General features: G+C 73.2%; 20 protein-coding genes and 1 tRNA gene. 5 read left to right on the top strand and 16 right to left on the bottom strand.

Translation table 11 applies throughout. The features are described 5' to 3' along the window. Positions 1–15: 15 nt before the first annotated feature. The 5 genes from hemB to EL245_RS09310 form a co-directional block, all read right to left on the bottom strand. Positions 16–1,131 (bottom strand): porphobilinogen synthase, encoded by a 1,116-nt coding sequence (gene hemB / locus EL245_RS09290; RefSeq protein ID WP_126382883.1) that lies wholly within the window; start codon positions 1,129–1,131, stop codon positions 16–18. Beyond that, entirely contained in the window at positions 1,128–1,910 is a 783-nt protein-coding gene (locus EL245_RS09295) for a uroporphyrinogen-III synthase (RefSeq protein WP_126382884.1), read from the bottom strand. Before EL245_RS09295 ends, hemB begins: the two co-directional genes overlap by 4 nt. After that, a complete protein-coding gene (gene hemC, locus EL245_RS09300) occupies positions 1,907–3,124 on the bottom strand; it encodes a hydroxymethylbilane synthase (protein ID WP_126382885.1) in 1,218 nt (405 codons plus the stop codon). Before hemC ends, EL245_RS09295 begins: the two co-directional genes overlap by 4 nt. A 65-nt stretch (positions 3,125–3,189) precedes the next feature. Next, the gene (locus tag EL245_RS09305) at positions 3,190–4,866 is read right to left on the bottom strand and encodes a protoporphyrinogen/coproporphyrinogen oxidase (RefSeq protein WP_126382886.1); all 1,677 of its coding nucleotides are present in this window, start codon (positions 4,864–4,866) and stop codon (positions 3,190–3,192) included. Further along, on the bottom strand, positions 4,863–6,206 hold the full coding sequence (locus EL245_RS09310) for a uroporphyrinogen decarboxylase (protein ID WP_126382887.1): 1,344 nt from the start codon (positions 6,204–6,206) through the stop codon (positions 4,863–4,865). Before EL245_RS09310 ends, EL245_RS09305 begins: the two co-directional genes overlap by 4 nt. Positions 6,207–6,506: 300 nt before the next feature. Here EL245_RS09310 and EL245_RS09315 point away from each other — a divergent pair, with 300 nt between their 5' ends. From EL245_RS09315 to hemQ, 3 genes are all read left to right on the top strand, one after another. After that, positions 6,507–7,949, top strand: a complete 1,443-nt coding sequence (locus tag EL245_RS09315; RefSeq protein ID WP_126382888.1) for a glutamyl-tRNA reductase — start codon at positions 6,507–6,509, stop codon at positions 7,947–7,949. Further along, positions 7,946–9,208, top strand: coding sequence for a ferrochelatase (locus tag EL245_RS09320; RefSeq protein WP_126382889.1), 1,263 nt, complete (start codon positions 7,946–7,948; stop codon positions 9,206–9,208). Before EL245_RS09315 ends, EL245_RS09320 begins: the two co-directional genes overlap by 4 nt. A gap of 70 nt (positions 9,209–9,278) precedes the next feature. Next, positions 9,279–10,094 (top strand): hydrogen peroxide-dependent heme synthase, encoded by an 816-nt coding sequence (gene hemQ, locus EL245_RS09325; RefSeq protein ID WP_126382890.1) that lies wholly within the window; start codon positions 9,279–9,281, stop codon positions 10,092–10,094. A gap of 166 nt (positions 10,095–10,260) precedes the next feature. Here the strand turns inward: hemQ and EL245_RS09330 are convergent, their stop codons facing one another. The 11 genes from EL245_RS09330 to EL245_RS09380 form a co-directional block, all read right to left on the bottom strand. Beyond that, positions 10,261–10,815, bottom strand: coding sequence for a NifU family protein (locus tag EL245_RS09330; RefSeq protein ID WP_126382891.1), 555 nt, complete (start codon positions 10,813–10,815; stop codon positions 10,261–10,263). A 3-nt stretch (positions 10,816–10,818) separates the two neighbouring features. After that, positions 10,819–12,969, bottom strand: coding sequence for a ferrous iron transporter B (gene feoB / locus EL245_RS09335; protein WP_126382892.1), 2,151 nt, complete (start codon positions 12,967–12,969; stop codon positions 10,819–10,821). Further along, the gene (locus tag EL245_RS09340) at positions 12,966–13,256 is read right to left on the bottom strand and encodes a FeoA family protein (RefSeq protein ID WP_197719401.1); all 291 of its coding nucleotides are present in this window, start codon (positions 13,254–13,256) and stop codon (positions 12,966–12,968) included. The genes feoB and EL245_RS09340 overlap by 4 nt, the downstream gene beginning before the upstream one ends. 278 nt (positions 13,257–13,534) lie before the next feature. Next, positions 13,535–14,026: an NUDIX hydrolase gene (locus EL245_RS09345; RefSeq protein ID WP_126382893.1), complete on the bottom strand. Its 492-nt coding sequence runs from the start codon at positions 14,024–14,026 to the stop codon at positions 13,535–13,537. Positions 14,027–14,143: 117 nt separating this feature from the next. After that, positions 14,144–14,941, bottom strand: a complete 798-nt coding sequence (locus EL245_RS09350; RefSeq protein WP_126384318.1) for a type 1 glutamine amidotransferase — start codon at positions 14,939–14,941, stop codon at positions 14,144–14,146. Between the two features lie 5 nt (positions 14,942–14,946). Continuing rightward, positions 14,947–16,293, bottom strand: coding sequence for a Mur ligase family protein (locus EL245_RS09355; protein WP_126382894.1), 1,347 nt, complete (start codon positions 16,291–16,293; stop codon positions 14,947–14,949). A 219-nt stretch (positions 16,294–16,512) separates the two neighbouring features. Then, positions 16,513–16,950 (bottom strand): nuclear transport factor 2 family protein, encoded by a 438-nt coding sequence (locus EL245_RS09360; protein WP_126382895.1) that lies wholly within the window; start codon positions 16,948–16,950, stop codon positions 16,513–16,515. A 357-nt stretch (positions 16,951–17,307) separates the two neighbouring features. Then, on the bottom strand, positions 17,308–18,864 hold the full coding sequence (locus EL245_RS09365; protein ID WP_126382896.1) for a YegS/Rv2252/BmrU family lipid kinase: 1,557 nt from the start codon (positions 18,862–18,864) through the stop codon (positions 17,308–17,310). A gap of 391 nt (positions 18,865–19,255) precedes the next feature. Next, a tRNA-Pro gene (locus tag EL245_RS09370) sits at positions 19,256–19,329 on the bottom strand. Positions 19,330–19,458: 129 nt separating this feature from the next. Then, positions 19,459–20,472, bottom strand: coding sequence for a metallophosphoesterase (locus EL245_RS09375; protein ID WP_408608368.1), 1,014 nt, complete (start codon positions 20,470–20,472; stop codon positions 19,459–19,461). A 1-nt stretch (position 20,473) separates the two neighbouring features. Beyond that, a complete protein-coding gene (locus EL245_RS09380; protein ID WP_126382898.1) occupies positions 20,474–22,780 on the bottom strand; it encodes a transglycosylase domain-containing protein in 2,307 nt (768 codons plus the stop codon). A gap of 289 nt (positions 22,781–23,069) precedes the next feature. Between EL245_RS09380 and EL245_RS09385 the strand changes: the two genes are divergently transcribed. Together EL245_RS09385 and EL245_RS09390 are read left to right on the top strand one after the other, a co-directional pair. Next, positions 23,070–23,396 carry a WhiB family transcriptional regulator gene (locus EL245_RS09385; RefSeq protein WP_126382899.1) on the top strand — a complete coding sequence of 109 codons (327 nt, stop codon included), beginning with the start codon at positions 23,070–23,072 and terminating at the stop codon, positions 23,394–23,396. Positions 23,397–23,604: 208 nt separating this feature from the next. Further along, positions 23,605–23,763, top strand: a complete 159-nt coding sequence (locus EL245_RS09390; RefSeq protein WP_126382900.1) for a DUF4177 domain-containing protein — start codon at positions 23,605–23,607, stop codon at positions 23,761–23,763. The last annotated feature ends 2 nt before the right edge of the window (positions 23,764–23,765 follow it).

A 23,765-nucleotide genomic window follows, 5' to 3' on the forward strand; every position in this document is an offset into this window, starting at 1 on the left:
TACGGGCTGGCGGGGTCAGGGACGGGAACCGATCCCCTCGGCGATCTCGCGGGCCCAGTAGGTCAGGACCGTGCTCGCCCCGGCGCGCACGATCCCCAGGACCGACTCCATGACGACCCGCTCCCGCTCGATCCAGCCGCGCGCGGCGGCCGCCTCGACCATCGCGTACTCTCCGGAGACCTGGTAGGCCGCCACCGGCACCGGGCTGGCCGCGGCGACCTCGGCGACGACGTCGAGGTAGGGGCCAGCCGGCTTGACCATGACGATGTCGGCTCCCTCGGCGACGTCGAGCAGGGCCTCGCGCAGCCCCTCGCGCCGGTTGGCGGGGTCCTGCTGGTAGGTCAACCGGTCGCCGCGCAGCGTCGAGCGCACCGCCTCGCGGAAGGGGCCGTAGTAGGCCGAGGCATACTTGGCCGAGTAGGCCAGGATCGCGACGTCCTCGTGCCCGGTGGCGTCCAGGGCGGCGCGGATCGCCGCGACCTGCCCGTCCATCATGCCTGAGGGGGAGACCATATGCGCCCCCGCCTCGGCCTGGGCCACCGCCATCGCCTGGTAGAGGGCCAGCGTCGCGTCGTTGTCGACCTCCCCGGCGCGCGGGCCGTGCTCCCGCAGGATCCCGCAGTGGCCGTGGCTCGTGAACTCGTCGAGGCAGGTGTCGGTGCACACGACGAGGGCGTCGCCGACCTCAGCGCGCACCGCCGCCACGCCCCGGTTGAGGATGCCCTCGCCGTCCCAGGCCCCCGACCCCACGGCGTCGCGCTTCTGGGGCACCCCGAACAGGACGATCGCCCCGATCCCCGCCTCGGCGCAGGCGGTGGCCTCTCGGCGCAGCGAGTCCAGGGTGTGCTGGACGACGCCGGGCATCGCCTCGACCGGGACCGGGGAGCTGATGCCCTCGCGCACGAAGACCGGTGCGGCGAGCTGGGCGGGCGCCAGGCGCGTCTGGGCCACGAGGCCGCGCATGGCCGACGTCGTGCGTCCTCGCCGCGGGCGCACGACAGGCGGCACGGGAGCGGGGACGCCCCGGGCGGCGAGGAAGCCGGCGGCGGGGGAGGAGTGGGCGACCGGCTGCGGGGCGCCGCCGGCAGGGGCACTGGCTGCCGGGTTCTGAGGTGGGTTGTCCTGGGTCATGGGGTGGTCGTCTCCTCGTGAGGATCGGTGAGTGCCGACACGACGGCGTCGCGTACCTGCGCGGGCAGGGGCGAGGCGGCCACGGCGTGCGGGGTCAGGCCGAGCCTGCGCGCCCGCTCGGCGGTCGAGGGGCCCAGTGCCACGAGGCGCGTGGCCCGCGGGGGCGGCCCGAGCAGGTCGACGAGCGCCGCGGCGCTCGACCCCGCGGTCAGGACGACCGCGTCGACCTCGCCGTCCGCCCACGCCCGGCGCAGCCCGGGCGGCACGTGGGAGGGGTCGGCGGTGGTGGTCGTGTAGACCGGCAGGACCTCGACCCTCCATCCCCGCTCGCGCAGTCCCCGGGCGAGGCGGTCGGGGGCGATGGCCGAGCAGGGCAGGATGATCCGGTCGCGCCCCTGGGGCGCGCAGAGCTCCGGCTCGGCCAGGAGAGCCGCCGCGCTGCCTGCCGAGACGATCCGGGGGCTCGCACCGGTCAGCTCCCGGAAGGACTCGGCGGTGGCGGGACCGACGACGGCCACGGGCGTCGTCGCAGGCAGGTGCCGGGGGTCGAGCGCGCCCAGCGCGCGCGAGCTGGTGAGCACGAGCCAGGCGTCCTCGCTCCGGTCGAGCGCCTCGGACAGGGCCTGTCGGGCGCCGGGCGTGGGCACGGTGACGGCGAGCTCGGCGCTCAGCACCTCGGCGCCGGCCTCTCGGAGCGCCTCGGCGAGCCCGTCGCGCGGCCGGGTCCGGGGCAGGAGCACCCGCCGTCCTCTGAGCGGGGCTGCCGGGGCGCCGCTCACCTGCGGCTCCCGGGTCGGCCGGCGCTGAGGTCGGTCAGCCCGGCGGCGCCGGCCGCGAGGAGCTCCTCGGCAATCGCCTCCCCGAGCGCCGTCGCCTGCGCCGACCCCGGGTCGGCTCCGGGGTCACCGCGCCCCGCGGTGGGGTCGGGCAGGGGGAGGCTGGCGCTGCGGCGCACGAGGGCCGATCCGTCCACGGCTGCGACAACCGCCTCGAGGTGCAGGCTGGTGTCCTGGACGGTCGCCAGCGCCCCTACCGGTGCGGCGCAGCCCGCCTGGAGGCGGTGCAGGACGGCGCGCTCGGCGGTCACGGCCGCCCGAGTCGCCGGGTCGTCGAGCGCGACGAGCAGCGCGGCCAGGTCGGGGTCGGTCTCAACCAGCTCTGTGCGCACCTCGACCGCCAGCGCCCCCTGGCCCGGGGCCGGCACCATGACCGGATCGGCCGGATCGGCCGGATCGGCCGGATCGGCCGGATCGGCCGGGTCGAGCCCCTCCGGACCGCTCGTCCCGCCCTTCCCGAGGGGGGCGACCGGTCCGCCCGGGCCGACCTTTGGCCCTCGGTCCGGCGGTCTCGAGGTGCCGCAGCCCGTGGGCAGGACCTGGCTCACGTGCTCCTCGAGGCCAAGGCGCCGCAGCCCCGCCAGGGCCAGGACGACGGCGTCGAGGTCGGCGTCACGAGCGCCCATCGGACCGTCCGGGCGGGCTGAGACCCCGGAGACGCGCGCCAGGCGGGTGGGGACGTTGCCGCGGATCTCGACCACCTCGAGGTCGGGGCGCACGGCGAGCAGCTGGGCGGCGCGCCGTGGGGATCCCGTGCCCACCCGTGCCCCCCGGGGCAGGTCTGCCACCGTCAGGCCCTGCGCGGCGCCGCCTGCGGCGCACAGCGCGTCCCGCGGGTCCTGCCTGGGTGGGACCGCGACCAGGCTCAGCCCGGGGGCGGGGGCCACCGGCAGGTCCTTGAGGGAGTGGACGGCCAGGTCGCACCGCCGCTGGAGGAGGGCGGTGCGCAGCGCCGCGGTGAAGACCCCGGCCCCGCCCAGGCGGGCGAGCGCGGTGGCGTCGACGTCGCCCTGGGTGCGGATGAGGGTCTGCGAGACCGCGACGTCGAGGCCTGCGTGCTCGGCGGCCAGGGTCAGCGCCCGGGCGACCTGCCCGGACTGTGCCCTGGCCAGGGACGATCCGCGGGTCCCCAGGCGGAGTGTGCGAGTGCCGGCCATCTGCTGCCTCCGTTCTCGTGCCGCGAGCAGGCCGCGGACAGGCCGCGGACAGGCCGCGGACACTGTCAGCCTACCGGCGCCCCGGGGGCGCCGGTCAGCGTGGCGGCCCGTTTCCGGGCGTGGGTGATGACCGAGGAGATCCCGGTCCCGGCCACCCACTCCCCGGTCACGGCCAGCCCCGGCACCGCGCGGGCCTCGGACTCCAGGCGGGCCAGGCGCTCCCGGCGCTCCGGGGTGGCCGGCGGAGGTCGGCCCTGCCAGGTCACGAGCGTGGAGTCGATGACCTCCGACGAAGCGATCCTCACGCCCGTGAGCAGCTCGACGTCGGCCAGCGCCCGGGGCAGGCCCACCGGCTCCCCGCTGGTCTCGCCCCGCTCCCGGCCGGCTTCCGGGGCGGGTCCTGCGTGCCGGGTGCCGGCCACAGCCGCCTCCGGGCGCCCGACGGCGCCTGCGCGCCCGTAGGACAGGCGTAGGGCGTGGACGTGCTCCCCGTGGGCCTCGCGCAGCTCCTGGGCGATCCACGGCCACTTGACTGACAGGTGGGTCAGCGCCGTGACCCGTGTCCCGCCGCCCTCGCCCGCCGGGGCGGACCCGTCGGCCACGAGCGCGCCCGGGCCCAGGGGGGCGCTGTCCAGGCCGGCCGCGCGGGCCACGACGATGAGCCGGGTGACCCGAGCCCCGGCGGTCGCCTCGATCCCCGCCACGTCGACCGCACCGTCCAGGCCCCCCAGAAGCCTGAGGGCCTCGGCCATCGGGCAGGCCAGGACCACCGCGCCGCAGCGGACCGTGCCCAGGGGCGCGTCGCCCGGTGCCGCGGGCGCCAGCCCCACCGACCACGCGCCGTCCCCGCCGCCAGGGCGCTCGCGACGCAGCCCCCGCACGACCGTCCCGGTCGCCACGCGGCCGCCCGAGGCCTCGACAGCGCGACGCAGCTCCTCGGTGAGCCGGAACAGGCCGCCGCGGGGGACGAGGGCGGCGGCCCCGCCCGCGCGGCGGGACCTGCCCGCGACGACCTCGGCGACGGCCGCCTGGAGCGATCCCAGGCGCGCGGTGGCCTCCCGCAGGCCCGGTGCGACGGCCTGGGCCGCGAGGACCGAGGCGGGTGAGCCGTGGATGCCGGTGACGATCGGGTCGACGAGCCGTTCGAGGACCCCGCTGCCCATGCGTGCGCGCACGAGGGACCCCAGGTCGGCCGGGTCCTGGGGGCCGGTCCCGAGGCCGGCCGGCAGCTCCGCGTCCCGGGAGGCGCGCAGGGCGGCGTCGAGACCGATGACCGACACGACGTCCTGGGCCAGGGGGTCGGCCGGGATACCGAGGTAGGAGTCACGAGGGAAGGGGTGGGCGCGCCAGGAGGAGCCCTGCGTCCCGGGGTCGGGCAGGACGAGGCACGAACGGCCGCCCGCCGGGCCGACGAGCTCGAGACCGAGTTCTGCGACGGCCTGCGCGACCGACTCACCGCGCAGGGCCAGGCTCTCCGCGCCGAGGTCGACTCGCACCCCGGCGACGGTGCCCGCGCGCACGAGCCCGCCGACCTCGGGCCCGGCCTCGACCAGGAGGGTCCGGGCGCCCGCGCGGCTCAGCTCCCAGGCGGCGGTCAGCCCGGCAGCTCCCGCGCCGACGACGACCGCGTCCCACGCCGACCCGTCCGGCACCAGCCGGGGAGCCTGGCCGTCGGGGCCGTCGGGGCCGTCGGGGTCGTCGGGGCCGTCGGGGCTGAGGCGCGTGGCCGCCGAGGCGCTCATGCCGCGCCCTCGAGGTCCTGCCAGTCGTCCCACGACTGCCACCCGTCAACCGCCGCCCGCTCCCAGCCCGGTGAGCCGTGGACCCGGGCCACCACCCTGGTGAGCACGTCCGGGTCGGTCGACGGCGGCACCCCGTGACCGAGGTTGACCACGTGCCCCGGGGCGCGGCGCCCGGCCTCGAGGCAGGCGTCGACCGCCTCGCCGAGCACCTCCCACGGCGCCGCCAGGAGCGCCGGGTCGATGTTGCCCTGGACCGGGCAGGGCCCCTGCCCGTCGTGGTCGAGCGCGGTGATCGCCTCGGCGAGGCCGGTGCGGTCATCGACCCCGACCGCCTGCGCACCCGCCCGGCGCATGTCGGGCAGGATGCGCGCGGTGCCGGTGCCGAAGTGGATGACCGGAGCCGGCCTGCCGGTCGTGGGGGACACGGCCCGGCTCACGATCTCCAGGACGAGGGCGGAGTAGGGCAGGACGTGCTCGCGGTAGTCCTCGGGGGACAGGGAGCCGGCCCAGGAGTCGAAGAGCTGGACAGCGCTCGCGCCAGCGCGCACCTGGAGGCTCATGAAGGCCGCCGTCGTCGTCGCGCACCAGGTCATAAGCGCGTCCCACGCCGCCGGGTCGGAGTGCATGAGGGTGCGCGCCGCGAGGTGGTCGCGGCTCGGCCGTCCCTCGACGAGGTAGGCGGCCAGCGTGAAGGGCGCGCCACCGAAGCCGATGAGCGGGGTCCAGCCCGCCTCGCCGCGCGACTCGCGTGCGCCTGCGAGCCGACGCGCGGTCGAGGAGCGGTCCCTCGCCTGGTCTCCGCCCCAGATCCTCCCGCCGGCCGCCCCGGGGCGCGGTGGCGAGCTCGGCGAGCCGAGCTCGTCGACAGCCATCGTCACGGCGTCGCCGACGGCCTGGGCCCCCAGGGCCCCGGCCTCGTCGTCCCCGAGGTGCCGGGACGCCAGCGCCGCCACGTCGCGGCGGCCGCGGACCGGCGCGTCGATGACCGGGCCCGTTCCCGTCTCGATCCGCACCCCCACCCCCGCCAGGCGCAGCGGCACGACGATGTCGGAGAACAGGACTGCGGCGTCGACGCCGTGACGGTGCACGGGCTGGACCGTGGCCAGGGCGGCGAGCGCGGGGGTCAGGCACGCGTCGAGCATCGAGACCCCCGCCCTCTGCCGCAGCGCCCTGTACTCGGGCAGCGAGCGCCCGGCCTGACGCATGAACCACACCGGGGTGCGGCGGGGGCGCCGCCCGTCGAGGGCCTCGAGCAGCGCGGGCGTGTCGTGTCGGTCCCTGTCATCGTGCTCCGGTCGGCCCGCATCGGGGTGCGGGTGCCGCCGGTGGTCGTCGATCATCGAGTGCGCTCCTCGTGTCGGTGCGGTGTACGTGCCTCGGGCGCCGTGCGGTCAGCGTACGCGTATTCCGTGCAACCTCCCGCGCCCCGTTTCCGCATGCAACCCCCGTTCTATCAGGAATCGCTGTGCCGACGCTTTGAGAAGACTGGCAGAATGCGAGTCCGAGCAGGGGCGGGAAGATGATAGGAATAATAGCCTCATGCGGCTTGGGGCTTTTCTGATGACGCGTCGTGATAAACCTGCTGATTGTCGTGCGTGCATGCTGCTCTATTCGGTGGACTGTGATTGACTGGGCGCGCTATGACACTCCACCTGCTGTCCTGTGACCATCGGACGCACGGCCTGGACGCCGTCGCGCTCCTCGGGTCGGCCGCCGCGTGCTGCGGGCCGGACCTGCTCCGGGAGGTTCCCGACCTGCGTGGCGCCCTCGTCCTGCGCACGTGCAACCGGCTCGCCCTCCTCGTCGACGCACCGGAGGAGATGCCGGTCGAGCCCCTTCGGGACAGGGTCGAGCGGTTCCTCCTCGCCCGTGCCCTGCGCGCCGGCTCCGGTGCCCGGCCGACTCCGGAGGGCCACGACCGCCCCGCAGGACCCGGCGGGCCGGCTGGCTCCTCCGGGGCGCCTGTGCGCCTGAGCACCTGGTCGGGAGGGGACGCCCACCGCGAGCTCTTCGCCACCGCCGCGGGCCTGGAGTCGATGGTGGTCGGGGAGCGGGAGATCGCCGGCCAGCTGCGCCGGGCCCTGACCGTCGCCTCCCAGGACGGGACCCTCACGGGTGACATCGCGCGCGCCGTCGAGCACGCCTCCTCCGCCTCCCGGCGCGTGGCGCGGGAGACGGGCCTGGCGGGCGCGGGGCGCTCGGTGGTCGACGTCGGCATCGACCTGGCCTCCCCCCACCTGCCCGCCCTGCCTGCCGTGCGCGTCCTCGTCGTCGGCACCGGCGCCTACGCGGGAGCCACGGTGTCCTCCCTGCGCAGGCACGGTGTCACCGACATCCGCGTCCACTCCCGCTCGGCCCGGGCGGAGGCCTTCGCCCGCAAGCGGGGGCTGCGAGCGGTGCCGGTCCAGGACCTCCCTCGCGCCCTGGGGGAGGCCGACCTCGTCGTCACCTGCCGGGGCCTGGACGCCCCCGTGCTCAGCCACGGGCTCGTCGCCCTGGCTCTTGAGGGGCGCGCACCGGGCAGGGGAGAGCTCGTCGTGCTCGACCTGGCCCTGGCCCGTGACGTCGAGGAGTCGGTGCGGAGCCTGCCCGGGCTCCGCCTCATCGACCTGCATGCCGTCCAGCGAGGCGTGCCCGAGGCGCAGGCCTCCCAGGTCGATGCGGCGCGCGCGATCCTCGACGAGGAGCTCGAGCTCTACGAGCGGGTGCTCTCAGGGCGTCGGATGGACCCGGTCGTGCGCACCCTGCGCTCCCATGTCGACGGCGTCGTCGCCGAGGAGATCGCCCGTCTGCCCGCCGGTGGGGTCGTCGAGGTCGAGGAGGCCGCGCGGGCACTGCGCAGGGTGGCTGCCCGCCTCCTCCACATGCCCACCGTCGCCGCTCGCGCCGCCGGCGAGCAGGGGCGGGCCCAGGACTACCTCGACGCCCTCGAGCTCGTCGTCGGCTCGAGCGCCGTGGCGGCCGTCCACGACGAGGCGGCGCGACCCGGTCCGCTCCTCGTCATCGGCAGCGACCCGTCCCACCGCCTGCGGGCCGGTCGCAGCGGTGCGGTGGTCGGGGTGTCCGGGACGGAGGGTGCGTGAGCGACCCGCTGGCCCCCTACGACGCCGTCCTCATCCTGTCCTACGGCGGCCCTGACGGGCCCCAGGCCGTCCTCCCCTTCATGCGCAACGCGACCGCGGGCCGGGGCGTGCCGGACTCCCGCCTCGTCGAGGTCTCAGGGCACTACGCCCGCTTCGGCGGGGTGTCGCCGATCAACGCCCGCAACGCCGAGCTGCGTCGGGCCCTGCGCGACGAGCTCCTCGCCCGGGGGTCGGCGGTGCCCGTCGCCGTGGGCAACCGCAACTGGCACCCCTTCGTCTCCGAGGCCCTGCGCGCACTGGCCAGGGACGGGGCGCGCCGCGTCCTGGCGCTCACGACCTCCGCCTACGCCTCCTACTCCGGATGCCGCCAGTACCGCGAGGACCTCGAGGCGGCGCTGACCCTGCTCGCGGCAGGCCTTGACGGGGAGACCGGCCGCGGGGCCGACGCCGACGCCTCCGCCCGGGTCGGCGGCCCCGGCGGGCCGCCCGTCGACCTCGTGGTCGACAAGACCAGGCCCTCCTTCAACACCCCGGGGATGCTCAGGGCCAACGTCGAGGCTGTCGCCGAGGCCTTCACGGCCCTGACCTCCCAGGGGGTGGTGGCCTCTGGGATCCGGCTCGTGTGCGTCACCCACTCCGTCCCCGAGGTGATGGAGCACCTCTCGGCCCCCCTGCCTGGGCAGAGCGGGGCCTTGGTGCCCCAGGCCGGGGGCCTGCCCGACCCGGGGCTCGCCCCGGACCTGAGCACTGAGGTCTCCTACGTCACGCAGCACGAGCGGCTCATCGAGGTCCTCCGTCCCGCTGTCACCGAGCTTCTCGGCCTCGACGCGCCGCCGGAGACCGACCTCGTCTACTGCTCCCGCTCGGGCCCGCCGCAGGCCAGGTGGCTCGAGCCCGACGTCAACGACCACCTCGCCGCGCTCGCCGCTGGACGGCTCACCGACGGTCGACGGGTGCCGGTGCCCGCCGGCGTCGTCCTGGCGCCCATCGGCTTCGTCTCGGACCACATGGAGGTCGTCTTCGACCTCGACACCGAGGCGGCCGCGACGGCCGCCGCGCTGCGCCTGCCCTTCCGCCGCGCCGCCACCGCCGGGACGCACCCCGCCTTCGTCTCCTCCCTGGCCGACCTGCTCTCCGAGCGCGCGGCCACGGCCAGGGGCCAGAGGGTCGTGCCGGCCTCGACCACGGGTACCGGTCCCTTCCACACCGTCTGCCCGCCGGGGTGCTGTCGGCCCGCCCCTGTGCGGCGGGGTCGCTGAGGCACCAGCCCGCCACCCGTCACGAGAGCCACGAGAGCCACGAGAGCCACGAGAGACAAGGAGCCAGATCATGACAGGAACGAGCAGGACGACCGACCCGGCCAGCGCCCCCGCACGCGGCGGCGCGCAGGGCGGGGTGCACCGTTTCGAGGACGAGGAGCGCCGCCCCCACCGTGACCCGCGTGACGCCGTCGACGTCGACTTCGACGCGATCAACTCCGGCACCCACTACGCCCTCTACGCCGTCCTGCGACTGGACTCGGCGCTGCCGGCTCGGCGCGAGGACCGGGACCTGCTCGTCGACGAGGCGGTCCGGGCGGTCGACGGCACGGGGGCGACCACCCGGGGCTGGTACGACGTCGCTGGCCTGCGCTCGGACGCCGACCTCATGATCTGGTGGCTGTCCGAGGACCCTGAGGTCCTCCAGGACGCCGTCCACCGCCTGCGGGCCTCTGGACTGGGGCGCCACCTTGTCCCGGTGTGGTCCTGCATGGGCCTGCACACCCCGGCGGAGTTCAACCCCCGGCACGTCCCCGCCTGCCTGGCCGGCGTCGCCCCCCGGGACTGGTGCATGGTCTACCCCTTCGTGCGCTCCTACGAGTGGTACCTGCTCGAGGCCCAGGAGCGCTCGCGGATGATGGCTGAGCACGGCCGCCACGGCTTCTCGGCCTACCCCGACGTCAAGGGGTCGACCCTGGCCACCTTCGGCCTGAGCGACTACGAGTGGATCCTGGGATTCGAGGCGGACTCCCTCGACCGGCTCGAGGGGGTCATCCACCACCAGCGCTACACCGAGGCCCGCCTCCACGTCCGCCAGGACGTCCCCTTCTACACCGGCCGGCGGGTCGAGCCGCACCAGTGGGCCGAGCGCCAGCCCCTGGCCTGAGCCGAAGCGCCGACGCATCTGGTCGTGGCTCGCGGCTTTTGAGCCCTCGGCGCGGGCGGCAGGTTGCAGGCAGGCCTGTGACCTGCGCTTTTCTCCGACAGGTGTGAGCCACTCTGCGGCTGCTGGGTCAAAAGCTGCGAGCCGTGAACACTCTGACCCGGCCGGGTCATCCGGTGGGCGCTGGCGTCCCTGTGTGCTCCCGGACCTCGACCAGCCAGGGGCAGCGGCGGCGCAGGAGGTGGGCGAAGCGCGCCTGCATCGTGACGGCAGCCGCCGGGCAGTCGTGGCAGGCGCCCTCGAGGGCGACCTCGACGACGCCATCGCGGACGTCGACGACGGTGAAGGCCCCGCCGTGGCGTGCGGCCAGCTCGCCGACGACCCCCTGGGCGATCTGTCGCGCGGCGGCCTCCAGCGCCTCGTCGGGCCCGACCCCCACAGCCCCCTGCCCAGGGCTCCACCGCGTGGGCCGGTGGAGGGCGTCGAGCAGGGCGCTGCGCACGCGGGGTCCCTGATCGGACCAGGTCAGGGTGTCGGACAGGACCGTGAGCACAGCCCCGGGCGTGACCTCGACGGCCAGGAGCGTGCCGTCGTCGAGCAGCCCCTGGAGCGGTGAGGGCGCGCGTCCCACCGTCCCGGTGAAGGGCAGCAGCCCGTCGGGAACGACCCACCTCAGGGTCGCCGGGTCCGGCGTCGACACCGGGTGCAGCGGGACGAGGCGCACGACTCAGACGAGGGCGTCCACAACGGCGCGCACCGTAGCGGCGGCCACCCAGGCCAGGACGAAGAGGTAGGTGTAGGCGACGACGGGCCACTTCCAGGAGCCGGTCTCGCGACGGATCACCCCGGCGGTCGCCATGCACTGCATGGCGAAGACGAAGAAGGCGAGCACGGCGGCGATGGTGGCGGGGTTGAACAGGGGGTCGCCGGCGCGGTTGGTGAGGGTGTCCTCCTGGTAGGTCATCGCCTCGAGCTCGGCTGCCGGCTCCTCCGGGTCGCCCGCGGTCGCGATCTGGCCCAGGGTCGCCACGAAGGTCTCGCGGGCCGCCAGGGAGGACAGGACGGCGACGTTGATCCGCCACTCGAAGCCCAGCGGCTCGAAGACCGGTTGGACGGCTCGGCCGATGGAGGCGGCCAAGGAGTTGTCCATGACGTAGCCGGTGCGCTGGGCGTCGTAGAGGGTGGCGAGCTCCTCGGCGTCGGTGACAGTGGCGCCGTCCGCGCCTGTGACCGTTGAGGAGGTGGGGTCCTCGACGGCGCGGGCGATCGACGTGCACCGGGAGTCCGAGGCGCAGAAGGCCTCGAACTCGGCCTCCGAGCGCAGGGGGACGTTGAGCAGAGCCCACACGACGATCGTGGCGATGAGGATGATCGTGCCGGCGTCCTTGAGGAAGCCCTTGCACGCGTCCCACACCATGACCCCGACGGTCCGCATGCGCGGCAGGCGGTACGGGGGCATCTCCATGTAGAAGGGCAGGAGGACCCCTCCGCGGTCGGTCAGCCGCTTGACGACCCAGGCGGCTCCCACGGCGGCGCAGGCGCCCGCCAGGTAGAGGACGAACATGACGGTGCCTCGCGCCCCGAAGGGGCCGACGCGGGTGCCCTCGTCCACGAGCAGCGAGATCATGATGAGGTAGACCGGCAGGCGGGCCGAGCAGGTCATGAGGGGGGCTGCGAGCATCGTGGCCAGGCGGTCCTTGGCGCTCGGCAGGGTGCGGGTGGCCATGATCCCTGGGATGGCGCAGGCGAAGGAGGACAGGAGCGCGACGAAGGCCCGCCCCTCGAGCCCGACCTTGCCCATGACCCTGTCCATGAGGAAGGCCGCGCGGGGCATGTACCCCACGCCCTCCATGAGGGCGATGAGCAGGAACATGATGGCGATCTGGGGCAGGAAGACGAGGACTCCGCCGACTCCGCCGATGACGCCGTCGGCCAGCAGCCCTGCCAGCAGCGGGGCCGGCTCGTCGAGCCAGGTGTGGATGGCCTCGCCGAGCACGCCGAAGACGGACTCGATCGCGTCCTGGAAGGGTGCCGCCCAGGCGAAGATCGCCTGGAAGAAGACGAACATCGCGCCCAGGAAGGTGATGGTGCCCAGGACGGGGTGCAGCAGGACGCGGTCGATCGCCGTCGTGATCGAGTCTCGGCCCGGGGGCTCGTAGTCCGCCGCGGTGAGGATCGACTCGGTCCAGCTCAGGCGCTCGGCGCCGTCGGTGGGCGGGGGCACGGGCACGCTCGACCAGGTGTGCCGTGAGCCCAGGGCGGCTCGCAGCTGGGGGATTCCGGTCCGGCGGTTGCCGATGACCCGGACCGCGGGCACGCCGAGGGCGGTGCCGAGCGCCTCGACGTCGAGCCTGCCGCCGCGGCGGGTCAGCTCGTCGGTCATCGTCACCGCCAGGCAGGTCGGCAGCCCGAGGGCCAGGGCCTGGGCGACGAAGCCCAGGGAGCGAGACAGGGTGGTGGCGTCGACGACGACGACGAGGGCGTCGGGGCGCTCGACGTGCTGGGCTGATCCCGTGAGGACGTCGTGGACGACTTGCTCGTCGGGGCTCATCGGATCGAGGGAGTAGGCGCCCGGAAGGTCCTCGACGGTGATCCGCTGGGACTGTCCCCCCGTCTCGGCGGCGCTCAGGGTGCACGTCCCCATCGCGCGTGAGACGGTGACGCCCGGGTAGTTGCCGGTCTTGGCTCGCAGACCGGTCAGGGCGTTGTAGATCGAGGTCTTGCCGGAGTTGGGCGCACCGGCAAGGGCGATCCGGTCGGCTCCGTGGTCGACAGGGCCGGAGGCCTGGCCGCAGTGGCAGGACGCTCCTCCCTCGTGGCAGGAGGCGGTGCCGGCGTGGTCCTGCGGCGGGGCGTCCGCCTCGGGGCCGGCGGTCATGCGACGACCTCGACCAGGACGAGGTCGGCCTCCCGACGGCGCAGGCCCAGCTCGTAGTCGGCCACCCGGTAGACGGTGGGGTCGCCCAGCGGGGCCCGGCGGCCGACCTCGATGACGCGCCCGGGCTCCAGGCCGAGGTCAGCCAGGCGTCGGGCGAGTCCGGTGCCGCGCGTGGTGGAGATCGAGTGGATGCGTGCGCGCGCTCCCCGGCGCAGGGAGGACAGCTCGGTGACGGTGTCGCTGACCGACGGTGCGGTCTGATCGACTGCGGTGGTCACGGTGGTCACGGTCGCGGGGCTCCTCGGATCGGTGGCGCTCGCCTGCGCGAGGTCTTCTGGCTGGGATGGTCGCGGGCAGGTCACGACCCGCCGCCAGATCAGGATAGCCTTAGTTCACTTATCGGAAAAGGTGGAGGGGGTGCGGTCTTTCCGCCCCAGCCCGCCAGGTGTTTTCCTGCGACGCAGGTTATTTTAATGTGCGTTAGGACAGTATGACGTGCTGTGGACCTGTTTGAGGCTGTTTTGGATGCTTTGAAGGTTTCTAGTGCTTGGAGGGTCCTGGATCCTTACGCGAAGCGTGCTGCACGTACCGGGTCGGCGAGCCAGGCCAGGGCGACCTCGATGCGCGGTGGCGTCGTCGCCAGAAGCGGCTCGGGCAGTGCGGTGAGGTCGAACCAACCCACCGCGGTGGACTCCTCGTCGCCGACTCGTGCCTGCGCTGCGGCCTCGGGGTGAGCGCGGGCCACGAAGGTGGTGTCCATGAACACGCACCTGTCTCCGTTGGGGAAGGCGAAGGGCTCCTCGGCCAGGACCCGGCACACTCCAAGGATCTCGGGGCGGACACCGGTCTCCTCGACGCACTCGCGCAGCGCGGCGGCGGCAGGCTGTTCCCCCGGCTCCGGGATGCCCGACACGACGCCCCACCGTCCGTTGTCGGCCCTGCGGCCCAGGAGCACCCGGTCGGCCTCGTCGAGCACGACGAGGCTCACCCCGGGCAGCCACAGCTGGTCGTGCCCGATCCTCGTGCGCAGGGACACGATGAACTCAGGCGTCGGCATGGTGCCAGGGTACGTCAGGACGGAGGTCGGTCCTGGACGGGCTCGGGGTGCCACTTCCCCCGATCTCGAGGTGCCATTAGTCCCGATCTCGAGGTGTCATATGTCCCGATCTCGGGGTCAGCGGGGGCGGGACATGGCGACGGCTCGGGCCCGGTCGGCCCAGGTGTCGTCGATGGGAGCCGGGTCCCATCGACCGCCGGAGTGCTCGACCGCCCGGGCCAGCAGCCAGTCGGCGACCACCGGGTTCTTGGGCAGCAGCGAGCCGTGCAGGTAGGTCCCGATGAGATGGTGGACGCGGCCGCCCTCGGTGGAGTCGGTCCCGTTGTTGCCGTCGCCGCTCAGCACCCGGCCGAAGGGCCTGGCCCCCGGGCCGAGCGTCGTCAGCCCCGAGTGGTTCTCGTAGCCGACCACACGGCCCAGGTCGTCGGTGTCGAGCGTGATGTTGCCGATGAGCCGGCCGGGGCCCGCCACAGTCTCGGCGTCGATGACACCGATGCCGGGGATGACCGTGCCCGTGCCGGTGGCGAAGCGGTGCCCGAAGAGCTGGTAGAGGCCGCAGATGACGAGCATCGGCACGCCGTCGGAGGCCCAGGCGCTCAGCTCGGCGGCGCGGGCGAGCAGGTCGTCCTTGATCCGGCTCTGACCCGAGTCCTGGCCCCCACCGCCCACAACGAGGTGGACGTCTCCGGGCAGCTCGTCACCGGGGTCGTAGGAGACGAGCTCGACGTCGTACCCGTGCCACTGCGCGCGCCGGACCAGGACGAGGGTGTTGCCCCAGTCCCCGTAGATGTTCATGTCGCGCGGGTAGAGCTGGAGGACCCGCAGCCTCCCACGGGCCGGACCCTCGGTCCTGTGCTCCCACAGGCCCTCGTGCGCCGAGCCGCCGGCGCCGCTCACGCCGCTCACGCTGCTCATGCCGCTCATGCCATGGCCTCCTCGACGTCGGTGATCTGCCCCAGCCGCGCGCGCAGCGCGAGCATCGCGGTGTAGGTCGTGAACACGCGCATCGGCCGTCCTGCGGAGCCGTCGGCCTCAGCGGCCGCGGCGCGGAGCAGCTCGAGGGCGGCGCCCAGATCGGGCTCGACGGCCGCCACCGGCACCTCCTCGTAGCGCAGGCGCAGCGCCATGTCCCACGCCCGCACGCCAGTGACCACCGCCACCCCGTCGCGCAGTGCCGAGAAGTCAACGTCCCAGAGCCACGACATGTCCCGTCCGTCGGCGTACTCGTCGTTGATGGCCACCATGACGACCTCGTCGGCCGTCGCCGCGGCGGCGGACAGCAGGCTCATGCGGAAGCCGGCGGGGTTCTTGACGAGGGCGAGCTGGATGCGGCGTCCGTCGAGCTCGAGGACCTCGCCACGTCCGAAGGCGGCCTCGACCTCGCTCAGGGTGGTCAGGAGGGTGGGCACGTCGGCACCGTCACCGAGCACCTCGAGACACAGGCTCAGGGCCGCGCAGGCGTTGAGCATGTTGTGGATGCCCGGGATGGCGAAGTCGATCGTGTGCTCCTGGCCGTCGACCGTGACGACCGCCCGCTGGTCCTCGATGGAGTCCAGGCGCACCCGAGGCTCGGGGCAGGACTCGGGGCGGGGGGTCTGGGAGGCAGCGTGGCCTGTGCGCAGGTCGTCGTCGGACAGGAACAGGGAGCGCAGCTCCTCACCCGCGCCGAAGGAGGCGGTCCGGGCCGTCAGGCCGGTCAGGAAGTGGTCGGCGGCCAGGCGGGGGTCGTCGGCGTTGACCACGACGACACCGGTTGTGGCCGCCGCGACCTTGCGCAGGAGGGAGGCGGTGTAGTCGATCTCCCCGAAGCGGTCGAGCTGGTCGCGCATGACGTTGAGCAAGAGGGCGGCGCGCGGACGGACCAGCTCGACGAAGCGCACCGCGTGGGCCTCGTCGAGCTCGAGGACGGCGATGTCGGCGTCGAGGCGGCCGCCGGCGTCGACCTCGGTGAGCAGGGAGGCGAGCACGCCGCGCACGAAGTTCGACCCTGAGCGGTTGGTGAGCACCCGCAGGCCCTGGTCCCGCAGGAGCTGGACGACCATCTTCGTGGTCGTCGTCTTGCCGTTGGTCCCGGACACGACGATGACGCCGTGGGGCAGCTGGCCAAGGGTACGGGCCAGGAACCCAGGATCGGTGCGCTCGACGACGAGGCCGGGAAGGGCGGTGCCCCCCGAGCCCCCTCCGCGCAGGCGAGCCGCTGCGCGGGCGGCCCGGCCCAGGGCGATGGTCGCGCGCGAGCGCAGCGACGCGGCGGGGGACAGGTCCATGAGCGGCTCCTGCGGGTCGACGACGGGGCGGCGTCAGTCTAGAGGAGCCCGCTGCCGCGCGCGCCGGGGCCGAGCATGCGCCCGGGCCGGGGGCCGAGCATGCGCCCGGGCCGGGGGCCGAGCGTGCGCCCGGGCCGGGGGCGGACCGGGGGCGGGAGCCGGCACCCGCACCGCGTCGCGGGCGTGCCGAGCTCGCGCACCCGGAGAGCAGAGGCCCGCCTACCGTGCTCCTCCCGGAGCGGGGTGATCAGGAGGCAGAGGTGCGGCGCCCTGGACGACCGTTCCCTGATGGAAGACGACCTGCCACCGGGTTCCCCGCCTCCGGTAGAGCGTCGAGCGGCGAGTGACTCGCCTTTGTCCGTGAAGGGTGTAGAGAACCTGCGCGACGTCGGTGCCCAGGAGCCGTACCTCAGCGTCCTCGATGCGGTAGCCCCCGTCCAGCGAGGTGGGTCTGAGCCCGGCGAGGCGATCAAGGACGATACCCTGGACCGTCTGCCGGTCGTACACGGTGCCCGAGGCAGCGATCTCATGGAAGTCAGCAGCGACCTCGGCATTGAAGGAATCCTCGTCCCAGATGATCTCAGGGAGGTCGAAGACGGGCTCTCGGCTCAGCAGCTCCCAGGGCACGTGGGGCGGGTCAGGGCTGTGATCGACCATGGTCCTCTCCCGTTGGCACCCGGTCGGTGCGCGGGTGGCGAGCGTATCGCGTCGTGCCCGGGCGTCTTACCCCCCCACCAGGAACATGATGCACATCATAGGTACGTGTTGGTTGAGGCTTCTCAGCGAACAACCGCGGAATCCTGCGGATCTCCGTGGCAGACAGTCGTGGGCGGAGAACGCGGTGGAGGCTGAGATGTGCAACGTGCCCTGCGATGCACATGGACGCACGGGCTCGCTGGTACAAGACGATCATTTCATGGCGGAATCGCAGGGATCTGCCTGGACCGGCTGGATAGTTGATGTGTGTAGTACCTCGTGGGTCCCCTCGAGCACGCGCGACCGGGCTCGGGGCGCTCAGGCCTCGGGGACGATGACCCGCAGGGCGGCCGGCTCGACCTCGATGCTCAGGGTCCGGGTGGTCCCGGCGGTGTCGCCGTCGAGCTCGAAGGGGACCGGCTCGTCGGTCTCGATGCGCAGGCGGGCGGCCGAGGAGGTGGCGAAGCCCTCCATGTCCTTGCCGGTGAGGATCTGGGCGCCCAGGCGGGCCCAGTCGATCACCTTGTCAGGACTGGCGAGCATGAGGTCGATCTGTCCGTCGGACGGTGAGGCGTGGGGGAACAGCGTCATCCCGGCCGTGATCGTCCCCACGTTGCCGACGAGCACCATGACGACGTCCTGCTGGGTCGGCTCTCCGTCGTCAAGGGTGACCGTGGCCGGGAAGGGGTTGGGCACCGCGTTCTGGACGGCGGCCACGGCGTAGGCGCCCGCCCGGATCACCTTCTTGAGCCCGTCGTTGGTCGAGTCCATGATCTGTGCGTCCAGTCCCATGCCCGCCATGACGACGAAGCGCTCGTCGGCGTCATCGGTGCGGGCCCGCACGACGTCGATCCTGCGGCTGACGCCGGTCAGGGCCAGGCGCAGGGCGTCGTCGATGTCGAGAGGGATCCCGAGGTTGCGGGCCAGGAGGTTGCCTGTGCCCGAGGGCAGCAGGGCGATCGGCGTGTCGGTGCCGGAGAGCTCGGCGGACACGGCCCGCACCGTCCCGTCGCCGCCGGCGACCAGGACGACGTCGGCCCCCGCCTCGATGGCGCGGCGGGCGGCGTGGTGACCCGGGTCGTCCGGGGTGGTCTCCAGCCACACGGTGGGCTGCCAGCCCAGGGCGAGGACCTCGGACTCGACGCGGCGGCGCAGCAGGGACAGGTCGTCGAACTTCGTGGGGTTGAAGACGACGGCGGCTCGCTTGTCGAGGTCGCCCTCGGGCAGGCCCAGATGCGCCCAGTTGGACAGGATCGTGTCGACCCCGCCGACGAGAAGCGCGAGGTTGGCCACTGACGCCCCCAGAAGGAGGCCGCCGATGATGTCCGAGACGTAGGTCAGTCCCATCGCCCACTGGCAGGTCGCGGTGAAGGCGACGGCGGTCACCGCCAGGACCGATGACCTCGCCACCGATGACCCGGGACGCCGGTGGGCCCGGGTCAGGGTGACGAGCACCCAGGCGCCGACCGTGACCGCTGTGACGTGGCTGGCCGGGTAGGCGCCGCCGACGTGCGAGATCGAGTCCGCGAAGGCCGTGGGCGGGCGGGCTCGGTCGATCCAGATGGCGAGGAGGACCTGAAGGGGGATCGCCAGGGCGGCGACCCCCAGCGCCACCGCCAGGCGACGCATCCGACGCTTGAAGGACAGCCAGGCCGCCACGCCGATCGCCAGGAAGATGACGAAGGGGTGGGTGACCAGTGAGAAGGCCTCCGACATCTGACCCGCGGCGGAGCGCGGCTCAAGCAGGGGAGGGCGCAGGCGGGCGTCGAGAACCCGGGTCCCGCCGGTGACGACCAGGGCGGTCCACCAGGCGAACAGCACAGACAGGGCCGGGAAGAGGCTGAGCTCGAGGCGGTGCAGGTGCGTGGCGCGCATGGGTCTCCTCCGCTGGTGCCGGATGAACGCATCCTATGTGGCAAGGGGGCGAGGCGGGCGTGGCCGGGGTGCGCGGTGCCGGGCGGGTCGATCGGCTCGGTCGCGCGACGGCGGTGCCGTCGGAGCCGGATTGATGACGCAGATCGGGCTTCAGGTGGTGGCGGCGCGGCTCCTGACGAGCGTTCGCGACACGCACAAGGACGCCTCGCGAGCGAGCTCGCGGGCGTCCTCGTCGTCGGGGTATTCGGCCTGGCGGCCTCTTACTCCCTCCGCGTCGGATGTCATGCGAGCGAGCTCGCCGACATCCTCCTTGTCGGGGTATTCGGCCTGGCGGCCTACGACCCCTTCCTCCTCTGACGCCTCGCGAGCAAGCTCGCGGGCGTCCTCGTCGTCGGGGTGGCGGGATTTGAACCCACGACCTCTTCGTCCCGAACGAAGCGCGCTACCAAACTGCGCCACACCCCGTGTGCAGCGCAGACACTATATCCATCGGCGGGCGGGGGAGGGAAATCGCCCTGCTGAGTCCTGCGTCACGTCGGCTCGCGGGGTGACGCGTGGTCCTCCGCCCGCAGGTGGCGGGCCGGGCGGTCGGCGTCAGGACGCGGGCAGCAGCGTGAGGAGGGTGGCCTCGGGGCGGCAGGCGAGGCGGACCGGGGTGTAGGGGCTCGTCCCCAGGCCGGCCGAGACGTGCAGGTGCATCTGCCTGTGGCTGTTCGCACCTGCTGCGTCCTGTCGACCCGGGGAAGCAGGGCTCCCTGTGGCCGGCGCGGGCCACCGCGACAGGCCGGAGGCGCGGCCTCGGTCGAGGTCGCTGTTCGTGACGAGTGCGCCGACGCCGGGAAGGCACAGCTGACCGCCGTGGGTGTGTCCCGCCAGCGCGAGCCCCACGCCCTCGGCCGCCATGGCGTCCAGGACCCGCCGGTAGGGGGCGTGCAGGAGGCCCAGCCGCAGCGGGGTGCCCCAGTGGTCGACAACCGGCGGCCCGGAGCGTCCGTCCTCAGCCGAGGCCGTCGGCAGCGGAGGATAGAGGTCGCGGTCGGCATGGGGGTCGTCGACGCCGACGAGCTCGATGCTGCGGCCGTCCACCTCGAGGGAGCCGCGCGCGTTGGTGAGGTCGACCCAGCCGTTGTCGACCTGGATGGCGCGCAGCTCCTCCCAGGGCAGCTCCTCGATCGCGGCCTCCCGTTCGGGGTCGTTGGCGGTGCGAGGGTCACGCAGCAGGTACCGGGTCGGCAGCTTGAAGACCGTCGTGCGGTAGTCGTGGTCGCCCAGGACGAAGGCCCCTGGCAGGCCCGAGAAGGGCTCCAGGGCGCGGCGCAACGGCTCCAGGCCGGAGGCGAAGGACAGGTTGTCCCCGGTGTTGACGACGACGTCGGGGCCCAGGGCAGCCAGGTCCCGGACCCAGGCGACCCGCGCCTCGGTACGGTCAGTGAGGTGGAGGTCCGACAGGTGCAGGATCGTCAGCGGCTGCTCACCACGTGCCAGGACGGGCACGTCGACGCGTCGCAGGACCGGCCACCGGGCCTCGAGGAGCGCGTAGCCGAGCAGGCCCGCACCGGCCAGGCCGACGACACCCAGTGCCGTCGGCGCCGTCATGCGCGGTGCCACCTCAGTCGTCCTCCGTGATCGCCTGCTGCTCGGGGGCCCTGCCGCCCTCGGCCTGCTCGACGACCACCTGCTCCTCGACGACCTGCTCCTCGACGACCACCTGCTCCTCGGCCTGGGCGGGCTCCTGGGTGGCCTGACCGCCGGAGGTGTTCTCCCCCCGGTTGGACTGAGAGGACGAGGAGGACGAGGACGCCGGGGCCGAGCCCAGGCTCACCTGGGGGAAGCCCTCGACGGCCGCCGAGCTCAGCGCCGCGTCCATGTACATCTTCCACAGGGGGGCCGGTGCGTCGGAGCCGTACATCGTCGAGTAGTAGCGTCCGCCGATCCACTGGTCGTCCATCGGGGAGTAGCCCTCGGAGTGGCCGAGCCACACGGCGGCGGACAGCTGGGGGGTGTAGCCGACGAACCAGGCGTTGTCCATCCTCTCCGTGGTCCCCGTCTTGCCCGCCGCGGGGCGCCCGCCGGACAGGATGGCGCTGCGTCCGGTGCCCTGAGAGGTGAGCACCTGCTGGAGCGTGGCCGTCGTGCGGTCGGCCGCCGTCGCGTCCATCGCCTGGGTGCACTCGGCGGAGGGCACAGGTATCTCGTTGCCGTCGGTGTCGACGATCTTGTCGATCGCGATCGGCTTGCAGTACATGCCGCTGGCCGCGAAGGTCGCGTAGGCGTTGGCCATCTGCAGGGGCGTGACCTCCTGGGAGCCCAGTGCGATCGAGGGCGAGGGGGACAGGGCCTCGCCGTCGTTGTTCGTCACCCCCAGCTTCGCCGCCAGGCCCGTGATGTCGCAGATGTCGAGCTTGGAGGTCATCCTGGCGTAGCCGACGTTGATCGACAGGGCGGTGTTCTGGATGACGTTGTGCGTCCCGCCCTCGGAGGAGTTGGCGTTGCCGACCTTCCAGGAGTCGGCCTTGGACGGGTCGCAGGAGATCGTCCACGTCGAGGCGGGGAAGGTCGTGGGGTCGGTGTTCATCGTCTCGTAGCCCGATCGTCCCGAGGCGTACCACTGGGCCAGGACGAAGGCCTTGAAGGTCGACCCCGGCTGGAAGCCGCTGGTGCCGTCGGAGTTCTTCATACCGCCGTGGGAGGCGTCGACGTTGAGGGAGATCTGGGTGGTCGAGGAGTCCGCGGAGGCGGCCTCACCGTAGTTGGTGTTCTGGCTCAGCGCCAGGATCCGTCCGGTCCCCGGCTCGACCGAGGCCAGTGCGGCCTTGACCCCGGAGGCGTCGCCGGTGGGGACGTACTCCTGGACGGCGGCGTCGGCCGCGGCCTGCTTGTCCAGGTCGATGGTCGTCGTGATGTCGAGCCCTCCTCGTAGGAGCAGCTGGCGGCGCTCGGCCTCAGAGGCTCCGTAGAGCTCGGAGTTCTCGATCTCGGAGACGACGTACTCGCAGAAGTAGGCGGCGCTGCCGGCTGCGGCGCAGCCGCCCGGGGTCGAGGTGATCTTGAGCATGTCGGCGATCTGGGTCGCCAGACCGGCCTGGTACTCCTCCTCGGTGATGAACTGCTCCTCGTACATCTTCTGGAGGACCCAGTCCATCCTGGACTTCGCCTTGTCCGGGTAGGCCTCCGGGTCGTAGGCGCCCGGGGCGTTCGTGATGCCCGCCAGGAGGGCCGCCTCGGGGATCGTCAGCTCGGCGGCCGAGTGAGAGAAGTAGTAGCGGGAGGAGGCCTCGACGCCGTAGGTCGAGGGGCCGAAGGCCGCGATGTTGAGGTAGCCCTCGAGGATCTGCTGCTTGGAGTACTTCTGCTCCAGGGTCAGGGCGTACTTGATCTCGCGGAGCTTGCGGGCGACGGTCGGCGCCTTGGCCGCGGCGATGGCGGCGGGGTCGTCGCTGCGCAGACCCGCCTCGATGAGGACGTTGCGCACGTACTGCTGGGTCAGGGTCGAGGCGCCCTGGGTGTCCCCGGAGTTGGCGTTGGACACGACGGCGCGCACGATGCCTGCCGGGTCGACCCCCTTGTGCTGGTAGAAGCGCTGGTCCTCCACGGCGATGATCGCGTTCTGGATGTTGACCGACATCTCCGACAGGGGCACGACGATGCGGTTCTCGGCGTAGAACTGCGTGATCTGCTGGCCGTTGGAGGCGCGGATGACGGAGATCTCCGAGGGCTCGAGCACGTTGAAGTCGTCAGGCAGCTCGTCGAACAGCTGCGCCGAGGCGCTGGTCACCGCCGAGGCGGCGCCCACGAAGGGCATCGCGAAGCCCGCGGTGAGCAGGCCGCCGGCGCTCGACAGGAGCAGGAAGACCAGCAGCATCGAGACGACCTGTGCGGGTGACAGCGACCGGCCGCGGGGAGGAGACGTCGACATGGTCACCACGATACGGCCTCATGCCTGGTCAGCGCTGTGGGCCACGACGCCCTGAAAGCCCGAGCGGGCCGCACGGGCGCGCTGCGCTGAGCGCTGAACGTGGGCCGTAGGTCCTAGGCGGCGCGGCTTGTCGCGGGATGTCGCGGCTCTGTCACGGCCCGTGCTCGGGGGCAGGGTCTGAGGGGGCGGAAGGAGGATTTGGTCAATGAATGACGATTGGCATACGGTCGGAGGTGTGACGCGGCTGACACGGGAGTCGGCCACCCTGGCTTGCGCATGGGAGTGAGAGATGACGACGAGCGACCAGACCTGGGCGGCTCGCGCCGCCTGTTCGGGGGTCGAGCCCGACCAGCTCTTCGGCAAGGGGGCGGAGCAGCGCGACGCCCGCTCGCTGTGCTTCTCCTGCCCGGTGCGCATGGAGTGCCTGGCGGAGGCGCTCGACACCGAGTCCTCCTTCGGTGTGTGGGGAGGGCTGACCGAGAGGGAGCGTCGGGCGCTGCTGCGCCGCTTCCCCGAGGTCACCGACTGGACCGCCTGGCTGCGGCGCGAGGACGATGAGCTGGTCGCTGAGATCCACGCCCACCGCGCCCCCAGGATCCTGGCCCGCGTCCGCTGAGGCCTGCCCACTCGGGGATCCTGGACCGGGGGCGGGACGCGCTCGACAGGGTGCTTGAGGAGCTGGAGGCCGCCGGCTCGGCGCAGGGGTCAGGGTCTTGGCGACAGGCGTGAGCCCTGAGGGTCCCAAGGGGCTGAGGGCGTCTGCTGCCCGGCGGGTCGGCGGACCGGGCTACCGCATCGGGCGCCGGTACCCGTAGGCTCGGGCCATGACTACCTGGGAGTACGCTACCATCCCCCTGCTCACTCACGCCACGAAGCAGATCCTCGACCAGTGGGGTGCCGACGGCTGGGAGCTGGTCCAGGTCGTCCCCGGCCCGGCGGGCTCGGAGAGCCTCGTGGCGTACCTCAAGCGCCCTCGCTCCTGAGG

This window comes from Actinomyces howellii (genome assembly GCF_900637165.1).
Lineage (GTDB): Bacteria > Actinomycetota > Actinomycetes > Actinomycetales > Actinomycetaceae > Actinomyces > Actinomyces howellii.